Source organism: Paenisporosarcina sp. TG20 (assembly GCF_000286315.1).
GTDB lineage: Bacteria > Bacillota > Bacilli > Bacillales_A > Planococcaceae > Paenisporosarcina.
This window is the reverse complement of sequence record NZ_ALJG01000222.1, coordinates 1-10742: the sequence shown is the minus strand read 5'-3', so window position 1 is coordinate 10742 and position 10742 is coordinate 1. Positions and strand designations below refer to the sequence as shown.

General features: G+C 36.0%; 14 protein-coding genes. 9 read left to right on the top strand and 5 right to left on the bottom strand.

Annotated features, from left to right (window positions below; all coding sequences use genetic code 11):
* Positions 1-457 precede the first annotated feature (457 nt).
* The gene (locus B371_RS0104905) at positions 458-775 is read right to left on the bottom strand and encodes a hypothetical protein (protein WP_019413188.1); all 318 of its coding nucleotides are present in this window, start codon (positions 773-775) and stop codon (positions 458-460) included.
* Positions 776-813: 38 nt separating this feature from the next.
* Positions 814-1371 (bottom strand): DUF6036 family nucleotidyltransferase, encoded by a 558-nt coding sequence (locus B371_RS0104900; protein WP_019413187.1) that lies wholly within the window; start codon positions 1369-1371, stop codon positions 814-816.
* 264 nt (positions 1372-1635) lie between these two features.
* Here B371_RS0104900 and B371_RS21305 point away from each other — a divergent pair, with 264 nt between their 5' ends.
* Positions 1636-1893 (top strand): phage holin, encoded by a 258-nt coding sequence (locus B371_RS21305; RefSeq protein WP_019413186.1) that lies wholly within the window; start codon positions 1636-1638, stop codon positions 1891-1893.
* 178 nt (positions 1894-2071) lie between these two features.
* Here the strand turns inward: B371_RS21305 and lexA are convergent, their stop codons facing one another.
* On the bottom strand, positions 2072-2692 hold the full coding sequence (lexA, locus tag B371_RS0104890) for a transcriptional repressor LexA (protein WP_019413185.1): 621 nt from the start codon (positions 2690-2692) through the stop codon (positions 2072-2074).
* A 172-nt stretch (positions 2693-2864) separates the two neighbouring features.
* Between lexA and B371_RS0104885 the strand changes: the two genes are divergently transcribed.
* From B371_RS0104885 to B371_RS0104860, 6 genes are all read left to right on the top strand, one after another.
* On the top strand, positions 2865-3182 hold the full coding sequence (locus B371_RS0104885; protein ID WP_019413184.1) for a LysM peptidoglycan-binding domain-containing protein: 318 nt from the start codon (positions 2865-2867) through the stop codon (positions 3180-3182).
* Entirely contained in the window at positions 3182-3841 is a 660-nt protein-coding gene (locus B371_RS0104880; RefSeq protein WP_019413183.1) for a recombinase family protein, read from the top strand. The genes B371_RS0104885 and B371_RS0104880 overlap by 1 nt, the downstream gene beginning before the upstream one ends.
* Before the next feature lie 67 nt (positions 3842-3908).
* On the top strand, positions 3909-4142 hold the full coding sequence (locus tag B371_RS0104875) for a DUF896 domain-containing protein (protein WP_019413182.1): 234 nt from the start codon (positions 3909-3911) through the stop codon (positions 4140-4142).
* An 89-nt stretch (positions 4143-4231) separates the two neighbouring features.
* The gene (gene tkt, locus B371_RS0104870; RefSeq protein WP_019413181.1) at positions 4232-6238 is read left to right on the top strand and encodes a transketolase; all 2007 of its coding nucleotides are present in this window, start codon (positions 4232-4234) and stop codon (positions 6236-6238) included.
* A gap of 131 nt (positions 6239-6369) precedes the next feature.
* Entirely contained in the window at positions 6370-6825 is a 456-nt protein-coding gene (gene sirA, locus B371_RS0104865; protein ID WP_019413180.1) for a sporulation inhibitor of replication protein SirA, read from the top strand.
* Positions 6826-6903: 78 nt separating this feature from the next.
* The gene (locus B371_RS0104860; RefSeq protein ID WP_019413179.1) at positions 6904-7122 is read left to right on the top strand and encodes a YneF family protein; all 219 of its coding nucleotides are present in this window, start codon (positions 6904-6906) and stop codon (positions 7120-7122) included.
* 27 nt (positions 7123-7149) lie between these two features.
* Here B371_RS0104860 and B371_RS0104855 read toward each other — a convergent pair whose 3' ends face one another.
* Positions 7150-8082, bottom strand: coding sequence for an alpha/beta hydrolase (locus B371_RS0104855; protein WP_019413178.1), 933 nt, complete (start codon positions 8080-8082; stop codon positions 7150-7152).
* A 17-nt stretch (positions 8083-8099) separates the two neighbouring features.
* Positions 8100-8999 (bottom strand): hydroxymethylglutaryl-CoA lyase, encoded by a 900-nt coding sequence (locus B371_RS0104850; RefSeq protein ID WP_019413177.1) that lies wholly within the window; start codon positions 8997-8999, stop codon positions 8100-8102.
* Positions 9000-9085: 86 nt separating this feature from the next.
* On the opposite strand from B371_RS0104850, the gene B371_RS0104845 reads away from it, so the two are divergent.
* Together B371_RS0104845 and B371_RS0104840 are read left to right on the top strand one after the other, a co-directional pair.
* The gene (locus B371_RS0104845) at positions 9086-10273 is read left to right on the top strand and encodes an acetyl-CoA C-acetyltransferase (protein WP_019413176.1); all 1188 of its coding nucleotides are present in this window, start codon (positions 9086-9088) and stop codon (positions 10271-10273) included.
* Positions 10274-10291: 18 nt separating this feature from the next.
* A complete protein-coding gene (locus B371_RS0104840) occupies positions 10292-10534 on the top strand; it encodes a YqkE family protein (RefSeq protein WP_019413175.1) in 243 nt (80 codons plus the stop codon).
* Positions 10535-10742 lie beyond the last annotated feature (208 nt).

The following is a 10742-nucleotide window of genomic DNA, read 5'->3' as shown; positions in this document are numbered from 1 at the left end:
TTCCCACTGGAGTCGCCGCCTTGCGCTACAATCAAACGATACCTTTCTAAAATAAACGGATAATCTCGAATTGAGTTGTTATGATTGACTCACCTGTAATAAAATTAAATTTAAAGAAACACAAGGAAGGGAAATAATCTATATTGCCTATAAAATCCAGTGAGGTGGAGGTCCTACGTAAGTTGTGGAGGAGGATACCAGTATAGAAGAAGTTCTTGTCAAAATCTTTGGGTGAAGACTTAGGTATCCTAGAGTTATCAACTCTAATTATGAATATTTTCTATATTCCTTCTTTCTCAAATATTTTAACTATTAATTTCAAGAAACAGTTTTCAACTGTATTAGGTATGAAATAAAGTGTTGGCAATGTGAGAGTAAAGTTCAAAGAATGTTTTGAACTATATACAATCAAAATCTCGGGAACAATAAAAGGTGTTAGCTAATGACAGCTAACACCTTAAAGATCTTTATTATAGTTCATTAATTCATCTGCTCTTTGATAGTATTTTGCTAATCGAACACGATCATTTGCACTTTTAATGTGAACATATACATTTTTCGCAACGTCATTAGCACGTTCATCATTTACATGATAATTTTTTTTCACTAGCCTTACCAGTTCTTGCTGAGTCAAATCAGACTGGTTAGAAGAGACTAATCTATTTAAAAGTCGTGATGCAAGAACTGCAGTACTCTTCCGATAAGAAGTACCGTTTTTTAACATGTAACGTTTTTCTCGATTAACAGTAGCACGAACACCTACAAGCTTCGCCATGTGTGCTCCTCCTTTCCTATCTTTATTATATGACTGAATTATGATAATGACTGTGACAATCCTCTTAACTTAAGTATATCATCCCATTCGTGGAAGTTGTACTCTACTGTATTGAATAAGTATGTTTGACAATCATCAATAAATTCTTTTAACTTATTCAAATCACATTTATTTAACATAGGAGTAGTCTTTAAATCCTCTAAATCTTTTTCCCTTTTACTCATTAGTTTTGAAAGTGCAATCATTTCAATTGAAGGTAAAAAAAATTTCAAATTTTTAAATTGTATGCCTTCCCATTCCTTATATTCGATTCCATGTTCTTTATATAGTTCTTTGTCTGGAAATTCTGGATGTCCTCCGAGATTGTGAAAGTATCCTGGCATCATGTCCATAATCTTCTCTAGCTTTTCTCCACTTGAAAAAGCATCAACAGTATAATCAATATCTCTTGTGGATCGAAATAAATCATCTCCAAGATGTAGCAGTAATGAAGATCCACCAAAGATAGCGATGTTTAAGTTGAGTTTTTCATCTTGACAAATTAAATCTAGAACTATGAGTTCACGTATTACATCGTTAAGTTGTAGGTTTTCCAAATTAGAATCTCCTATTCATCATTTTTCATTAAAAGAAAGAAATCTTCTTTTATTAGATTCAACACTAATTCGTTATTTCCCTTTCTTGACTTCATTTTTTATTACATAATAAAAATGTCAATACTGAACCATTACCAACTCGTAAGGTTATTCATAGAAATACAGATAATGAAGTTGAGGAAAAATTATATGCATGATCTAATACTAATTTGAATTTTTATTACATAAGATAAGATAAGAAAATCAAGAGAAGGAGGTAGGTACGTGGGCGAACCGAAGAATCAAGCCCCATTTGACATAAGAATGATTGTTCGGACGATCGTTCTATTTGTAGCTTGGATTAATCATTATTTGGTTATGAAAGGCAATAGTCCTATCCCGATTAATGATGCAGAGTTAGAACTAGGTGCAACGGCTTTAATAACATTTGTAATATCCATGTGGGCTTGGTGGAAAAACAATGATGTCAGCTTTAAAGCACGGCGTAATACGCAATATTTAAAAGATAAAGGAATAAAATGATCGACACTGTGACTAAATTTGATAAAAAAAAACACAAAAAGGCCGACTGAAGATGAAAATGTCAGTCGGCGTGATATCGGCTCAAAATAAGTATAGCATACTTTAATAAAATTGTGTAGTAAAAATTAACTAAATTGAAGTCCCCTTACATATTAACTGTATGGGGGCTTCAATTTAGTTAATGTATATGACGGTAGACACCTACAACTTTTCCGAGAATTGAAACTTGATCGACTATTATAGGTTCCATAGATGAATTTTCTGGTTGAAGACGGAAATGAGATTGTTCTTTAAAGAAACGTTTAACAGTTGCTTCATCATCTTCAGTCATAGCAACTACAATGTCTCCATTATTTGCGGTTTGCTGCTGTTTAACAACAACATAATCACCATTTAAAATGCCAGCTTCAATCATGCTTTCTCCCATAATTTCTAGCATAAATAGATTATCTTCAGAAGTTCCAAAGGTTTCAGGTAGAGGGAAGAATTCTTCGATATTTTCAATTGCTGTGATAGGTAAACCAGCAGTAACTTTTCCTATCAAAGGTACATTTACCACTTTTGGTCGTAATTCACTCAAGTTATCAATCTCTAATATTTCAATTGCTCTAGGTTTTGTTGGGTCGCGTCTTATCAATCCTTTGCTTTCTAGTCTTGCTAAATGACCATGGACTGTTGAACTAGAAGCAAGCCCTACTGCTTCGCCAATTTCTCTTACTGACGGTGGATATCCTTTTTTACGAACTTCATCTTTTATAAAAGTCAATATATCATCTTGTCTTTTTGATACCTTTTTCAACTAGTTCACCTCTTTACCTAATTGTTAGTCTCATTTAAATAACTAAGTTTAGTATAACAATGGTTTGAATAAAACGCAAACATAGGTTCTAATTATTGTTGACAAGAAACACTTGTTCGGTTTATAGTAAGAATATAAATTACGAACAAACATTCTATTTGGGGGTATATATATGAACTTTATTAAAAACAATCCATTCATAGCATTATTAGTATGTGTTATCTTTAGTTGTACATGGTGTTTTGTACTATTCATTGCTAATCCAGAGGAATCTGTTAATGAAATTCTTATTAATGATGGAGATACGCTCTGGATGTTATCAGATAAATATGGTGGAGATATGCCTAAACAGGAATGGATTTCGGGAGTTATGGTAGCAAACAATTTAAATACGCAAATGATTCATGCAGGGAAATCACTTATTATTCCAAACAATTTTTATCAACATAATTCTAATTTAGATACTGAATATGCTGGTGATACGCAATAATGCCAAATAAAAATACTGCTGTCATTTACTGTCGTGTAAGTACTGAAAAGGAATCACAAGAAACTTCTTTATCTCGTCAAGAAGAGGAGTTGCGTCAATTTGCTGAAGAACAAAAGCACTTTGTAAGAGAAGTGTTTATAGATCAACAGAGTGGTTATTCTGTTGATCGAGAAGGTCTTCTCGATATGATGGATTTTGTCAAAACTTATTCAATTACAACCATCTTTATCCAAGATGAAACACGATTGGGTAGAGGTAATTCGCGTATGGCGATATTACACATGTTAAAAAAATTAGATGTTCAAGTAATATCATTAAATGACGGAGGATCTATCCGTTTAAATGAAATGGACACAATGATGCTGGAAATCTTAGCCTTAGTTGAAGAATATCAACGTAAGTTGCATAATGCCAAAATCCGCAGAGGTATGAGGAGAGCGGTAAATCATGGATTTAAACCCGAAAAAAATCTAAAAAACCAAGGGAATCCATTAGGTCGGGAAAGAAAAGAAATCCCGATAGAAGAAATTGTGAAGCTGCGTAAAAATGGTTTAACATATGAAGAAATCGCATCAACTTTAAGAGGATTTGGTTTTCCAGTAAGTAAAGCAACAGTACATCGAAGATATATGGAGTATAATGAAAGACTTGAAGGCTAATTACTTGCGCTTCAAGTCTTTTTTGCATACCGTTTAAGCATGAATAGTAGAAAGGTGTGAACACAATATGTTATCCCCTGATAAAATTAAACGAATAAATGAGTTATCAAAAAAATCTAAGTCCGATGGTCTTACAATTGAGGAAGGCAAAGAACAAACGGCATTACGTAAAGAATATTTGGAAACGTTTCGCTCTTCTATGAAAGATACCATAGAAAACGTAACAGTTTTGGATCCTGAAGGTAATGATGTAACACCCGATAAAGTGAAAGCAATTAAAGAAAAAAAGTTGTTGAATTAATCAACATTATATAATCTATTGTTAGATTGTCCAAAGTTGACTAAACTAGAGTGAGTAGAAAATTTTTATATTAGAAGGGAAGTCAAAAAATGTCTCAAGTATTAGATCAACTAGCCATTAGTACCATCCGTACTTTATCTATCGATGCAATTGAAAAAGCAAATTCAGGTCATCCGGGTTTACCAATGGGGGCAGCTCCAATGGCTTATACACTTTGGACAAAGCATTTACGTCATAATCCAGAAAACCCTAGTTGGTTCAATAGGGATCGTTTTGTACTCTCAGCAGGTCACGGCTCCATGTTACTTTATAGTTTATTGCATTTAAGCGGATATGACTTACCAATGGAAGAGATAAAAAAATTCCGACAATGGGATTCTAAAACTCCTGGTCATCCTGAATATCGTCATACACCAGGTGTAGAGGCAACAACTGGCCCACTTGGACAAGGTATCGGAATGTCTGTTGGAATGGCAATGGCAGAGCGCCATTTAGCGGCTACCTATAATAAACCAAACCATGAGGTCATTGACCATTTCACGTATGCATTATGTGGTGATGGAGATTTGATGGAAGGTGTTGGTGCAGAAGCAATTTCTCTTGCTGGACACTTGCAACTTGATAAACTAATCATCCTGTACGATAGCAATGATATCTCGTTAGATGGAGATTTAAATAAATCATTTTCTGAAAGAATTCAAAAACGTTTTGAGTCATCTGGGTGGAACTATTTGCATGTGGCAGATGGAAACTCGCTTGAAGATCTTACAAATGCGATTGAATCAGCTAAAAACCATAAGGGTCAACCAACACTTATCGAAGTGAAAACAGTCATTGGTTTTGGTTCTCCAAACAAATCCGGTAAATCTGATGCCCACGGTGCACCTCTTGGTAGAGATGAAACGTTGTTGGCAAAAGAAAATTACAAATGGACTTTCGAACAAGATTTCCATGTCCCTGAAGAAGTATATGCAACTTTCAAAGAAGCAACACAAAAACTGGGTGGAGCTAATGAATCAGCTTGGAATGACCAATTTGCTGAATATAAGACTACATATCCAGAACTTGCAGAGCAGTTAGAACTTGCAATTAAAGGACAACTCCCTGATAACTATGACTCAGAAATTCCTGTGTATGAAGCAGGAACCTCAGTGGCAACTCGTTCATCTTCAGGCGACGTATTAAACGCTATTGCAAAAACTGTTCCATCATTTTTTGGTGGTAGCGCGGACCTTGCTGGATCAAATAAAACAACAATTAAAGGTGCTGGCGATTTCTCTAGTGATTCTTACGAAGGTCGAAACATTTGGTTTGGGGTTCGTGAATTTGCAATGGGGACAGCGTTAAATGGCATGGCCTTGCATGGTGGGTTACATGTGTTTGGTGGGACATTCTTCGTGTTCAGTGACTATGTCCGACCGGCTGTTCGATTATCTGCTTTGATGGGATTGCCTGTAACCTATGTATTTACACATGACAGCATTGCTGTTGGTGAAGATGGTCCAACGCATGAACCGGTAGAGCAGTTAGCGTCGTTACGTGCAATGCCAAACTTATCTGTTATTCGTCCGGCCGATGCCAACGAATCTGCAGAAGCTTGGAAGTTGGCAGTATCATCTAAATCTACGCCAACAGCATTAATTTTATCAAGACAGAACTTACCTGTTCTTAAACACTCAGCTTCGCTTGCTGGTGAAGGTGTTGCAAAAGGAGCATATGTCGTCTCACCTGCAAATAAAGAACTAGCTGATGTATTATTATTAGCTACAGGATCTGAAGTGTCACTTGCGGTTGATGCACAACAAGTTTTAGCTGAAGAAGGTATTGACGTTGCTGTTATTTCTATGCCGTCTTGGGATCTTTTTGAAAAACAAGATGATGAATATAAAAATAGTGTATTACCAAAAACAGTAAAAAAACGTCTTGCAATTGAAATGGGTGTTTCATTTGGTTGGGAACGCTATACAGGCGACGAAGGAAGTATTTTAGGAATTAACCGATTTGGTGCAAGTGCACCAGGTGAAATAGTCATGAAAGAATTTGGATTCTCTATAGAAAATGTAGTAGCTAGAGTTAAATCTTTACTTAATAAATAAACGAAAACAAGTAGTGAGCTTTCGCCACTACTTGTTTTTTTTCGCCAAAAATAGTGGCAAAAAATATTCGCGGTTCGACAACATCAGCAACTTTAACCCTCTATACTAATATAAAAGGTGGAGGTATTCATATGCGAACATATAAAATTTTTCACATTAAAAAGGCATATCAGCCATTCGTTTTAGGTCGGGAAAAGATGTTACAAGAATTACTTGGAAGAGAACATATCCAAAATAGCCAAGATCATAATGAAATGACCTATGTTTGCGAAAAAATTGATGAAGACTTTATTAAAAAAAATTTAGATAGAAAGCTAAGCCGTTTGTTTTCACATCAAGAACAAGACTGTAACAAACTGGTGCTTGAACATCCCGTAAAAGGTTCGATACATATGAAATTCGAGCCTTACTGTGTACATGTTTGGTGCAAAGGATCGCAAATGCTAGATTTAGATCTGTTTGTTGGTCTATCTGATTCTAGTGATTGTTATATGGCGTTTCAACAGGAAGAAGCTTCCTTCGGTTGGCTAAAGCCGATAAAAATTGACTCTATGCAATCTTTTACTGAAATTCTTGACTTCGTCTAGTAAGAAGAAAGATTTTGTTGTATAATCCTTCTTGGAGATAAAAACTCTGGTCGAACATCTTGAAGGAGGAAAAATACTATGGCAACAAGTCTTTGGATTTTATTCATTGTTATAGCGTTAATAGCTGGAGCTGCAATTGGTTTCTTTGCTGCCCGTAAATATATGATGAAGTACTTAAAAGAGAATCCGCCAATTAACGAACAAATGCTTCGCATGATGATGGCTCAAATGGGACGTAAACCTTCTGAAAAGCAAGTTAAACAAATGATGAACCAAATGAATAAAGCGCAAAAATAAAAATAGCACTCGCTAAGAGTGCTATTTTTATGTTTTCGGTAATAAATTATAGGTCTTTAAAAAATCTACTATTGTTTGTTCGTATTCAATTGCATTTTGATTAAAAGACTGCGCATGGGCACCTATTTTAAATAGTTTTAGCTGTTTTGGACCTTGTTTCAAATCATATAGTTCTTGTGACATTTCTGGCAAAATAAAGTCGTCCGGCAAGCTGTGAATAAATAATACTGGTTTCTCTATATTCAATACAGCTTCTCTAGGAGAGACAAGTCTCAGGGAGTAACCATCTCGAACACGTAGAAATATATCAGCTAATTTTATGGCCAGAATTGTTCGTAGAGGTGTCTCTTTTTTCATTAAGTATAATAGCTGATCAGTAAAATCAGAAAAAGCACAATCCGCAATATAAAAATTAGCATGATCTTCAAGCGTTCCTGCGTATAATATAGTTGTAGCTGCACCCATAGATTCGCCATGGATTCCAATAATGGCATCTTCACCAGCATAATCATTTACAGCTTTTATAACTGATTGTAAGTCCATTTTTTCATAATATCCAAAACTAGTCGTTTTACCGCCAGAATCACCATGTCTTCGATGATCATAAACGACAGAATTGAAACCTAATCGTTCAAAAAGTCGTGCATATTTAAAAGAATTCGTCTTGTTTTCTGTAACACCATGACAAATGACGACATAGTTATTCGTGTTCAATGGCTCTAAAAAGATTGCTTTAATTGGATAACCATTTGGACTATCAATCCATTTTTCGGTCTTTCTAACAATGCTAAACCAAACTTCGTCAAATCTCTTTGCAGTAATTTCTCGATTTAATATAAAGTCATCGTCTTTCTTCTTTAAGTACATCAAACGGCTTGTTACCATGAAACCAAAAATTGCCGCTCCAAAGGTCATAATACTCGATAGAATACTGGTGATCCAAAGAATGCGACGTTTCATGAGGATTCCTCCTAAATTTATTGTTCCATTTTATATAATGTATACATTCCAGTTTCAATAGGTCTTGAGACGGAAGGTTCAATAATAGATACCGCTTTACATAATAAATTCATATCGATGCCTGTTTGCACTCCCATTGTATGTAGCATATTCACGACATCTTCAGTTGCTACATTGCCTGTAGCTCCAGGTGCAAATGGACACCCACCAAGACCACCCGCTGAAGTATCAAAACGAGACACGCCAGCTAGAAGTGCCGCATATATATTTGCTAAACCCATTTTTCTTGTATCATGAAAATGTGCGGTCATTAAGACATTCGGTATTTCTCGCATTAAATAAGAGAATAATGAATAACTTTCTTGTGGATTTGCCATGCCAATAGTATCGGCCACACTTAGTTCGTCGATACCCCAGCTAGCGAATTCTTTACAAAGTGCTAAGGTGTCTTCAACATTAATTTCCCCTTCATAAGGACAGTAGAATGCTGTGGAGATACAAGCACGAACAAAATACCCTTGTTGTTTTAATTGATTGATAATAGGTTTTAATTCTTGCATGCTTTGTTCTGTTGTTTTGTTAATATTTTTTAAATTAAAAGAATTACTAACACCAACAAAAACCGCGACACTTTTTACTCCAGCTTCAATCGCTCTTGTGACACCTTTTTCATTTGGCGTTAATACGAATTGTCGTCCTTGCTGTTGAACATGTTCAACAATATCTGCTGCATCGGCCATCTGGGGAACCCACTTAGGTGAAACAAAAGAAGTAATTTCCATTTCTTTAATTCCGGACTCTTGTAGTGCCTTTATAAACAAAAGTTTTTGTTCTGTAGAAACCTCTTTTTTCTCATTTTGTAGTCCATCCCGTGGGCCAACCTCGATAATTGTCACATCGTTTGGTAAACTAAACATATTATCACTCCTTTATTCTATTCTAATGATAGGACTGGGGTGCTAGCAAGTAAATCTATTTACATATGGAATTAGGGGGAAACAATATGTCAACAAAAGAAGTGGTTGTAGTAAGTGCTGTTCGCACAGCAATAGGTTCATTCCAAGGGGCATTAAAAGACATACCGGCTACAAAACTAGGTGCTCTTGTTATTAAAGAAGCCTTAGCAAAAGCTGGAGTTGAGCCAAACCAAGTTAGTGAAGTTATTATGGGAAATGTCCTATCAGCAGGACTTGGACAAAACCCAGCGAGGCAAGCAGCCATTTTTGCGGGTCTTCCTGAAACCATTCCATCAATGACTATAAATAAAGTTTGTGGATCGGGCTTAAAAGCAATCCATTTAGCAACTCAAGCGATTATTTCTGGGGATGCAGACATTGTCGTAGCTGGTGGTATGGAAAACATGAGCCAAGCTCCTTATTTATTAAAAAATGCACGCGAAGGTTACCGAATGGGTGATCAAAAAGTAGTAGATAGCATGATTTCAGACGGTTTATGGTGTGCCTTTAACGATTATCATATGGGCGAAACAGCAGAAAATTTATGTGATCGCTACGAAATTTCTCGTGAACAACAAGATGAATTTTCAGCTCGATCACAGGAACGTGCTGTTCAAGCAATTGATGCCGGGAAGTTTAAAGACGAAATCGTTTCAGTTGAAATTCCACAGCGCAAAGGAGAACCGCTTGTTTTTGATACAGACGAATATCCAAAACGTGGCACGACGGCTGAAAAATTAAGTAAGTTAAGACCAGCATTTAGAAAAGAAGGTAGTGTAACCGCAGGAAATGCTTCAGGGATTAACGACGGTGCAGCCGCTGTTATTGTTATGTCGAGAGAAAAAGCAGATGAATTAGGATTAACACCACTTGCAACGATTGTGGCAAATGCCTCAGCAGGCGTTGACCCATCAGTGATGGGAATAGGTCCAGTTCAAGCTGTAAAAAATGTTTTCGCGAAATCGGGCCTTTCAATGGCTGATATTGATTTAGTGGAAGCGAACGAAGCATTTGCAGCACAATCAATAGCAGTTGATCGAGAGCTTACATTTGACCACGAAAAACTGAATGTTAACGGAGGAGCTATTGCCTTAGGACATCCAATCGGTGCAAGTGGTGCACGAATTTTCGTATCACTTCTTCATGAAATGGCTAAACAAGATGCAAAAACTGGCCTGGCCACTTTATGTATTGGTGGCGGCCAAGGTGTGGCTACAATTGTAAAAAGAGCATAAGGTAGAAGGTGAAAAGTGATGGTAAAAAAGAAACAACATGTGCACAAACAACCTATTCGTTCTGAACGTGAACAAGGCAACACATTGTCAGACCAACTTCAAGATGATGTTATCGCAAAATTAAAATTAGCAAAAAAACAATTGCAAGATGTAGAACGTCTTCAAGAAGAAGAACGCCAAGCACAATCAGAATTTGATAGAAAGCAAAAAGAAAAGAACAAATCTTTTGCTGAACTGTTAGATGAATACGAAAACAAATAACAATATGTTTAAATCAAAAAGCGCCAAAGAGATTTTCTCTTTGGCGCTTTTCTTAAAAAATTAGAAAGTATATAAATTTGGGTGGAATGAAATTGGTGTTTATGGTGTTTTTAGTATATGGAGAATAACATGCTAAAACAGAATTTCTTTAATTGATTCTCGTTAATCCATTATTGTGAGTCGTGATTGCCAGCGGGAAAAGCGTGTT

Excerpts from the sequence above, each read along its gene's own strand:
- B371_RS0104905 (WP_019413188.1), bottom strand. The coding sequence starts at position 775 with ATGGCGAAGCTTGTAGGTGTTCGTGCTACTGTTAATCGAGAAAAACGT.
- B371_RS0104885 (WP_019413184.1), top strand. The coding sequence starts at position 2,865 with ATGAACTTTATTAAAAACAATCCATTCATAGCATTATTAGTATGTGTT.
- B371_RS0104880 (WP_019413183.1), top strand. The coding sequence starts at position 3,182 with ATGCCAAATAAAAATACTGCTGTCATTTACTGTCGTGTAAGTACTGAA.
- B371_RS0104875 (WP_019413182.1), top strand. The coding sequence starts at position 3,909 with ATGTTATCCCCTGATAAAATTAAACGAATAAATGAGTTATCAAAAAAA.
- tkt (WP_019413181.1), top strand. The coding sequence starts at position 4,232 with ATGTCTCAAGTATTAGATCAACTAGCCATTAGTACCATCCGTACTTTA.
- sirA (WP_019413180.1), top strand. The coding sequence starts at position 6,370 with ATGCGAACATATAAAATTTTTCACATTAAAAAGGCATATCAGCCATTC.
- B371_RS0104860 (WP_019413179.1), top strand. The coding sequence starts at position 6,904 with ATGGCAACAAGTCTTTGGATTTTATTCATTGTTATAGCGTTAATAGCT.
- B371_RS0104855 (WP_019413178.1), bottom strand. The coding sequence starts at position 8,082 with ATGAAACGTCGCATTCTTTGGATCACCAGTATTCTATCGAGTATTATG.
- B371_RS0104850 (WP_019413177.1), bottom strand. The coding sequence starts at position 8,999 with ATGTTTAGTTTACCAAACGATGTGACAATTATCGAGGTTGGCCCACGG.
- B371_RS0104845 (WP_019413176.1), top strand. The coding sequence starts at position 9,086 with ATGTCAACAAAAGAAGTGGTTGTAGTAAGTGCTGTTCGCACAGCAATA.
- B371_RS0104840 (WP_019413175.1), top strand. The coding sequence starts at position 10,292 with ATGGTAAAAAAGAAACAACATGTGCACAAACAACCTATTCGTTCTGAA.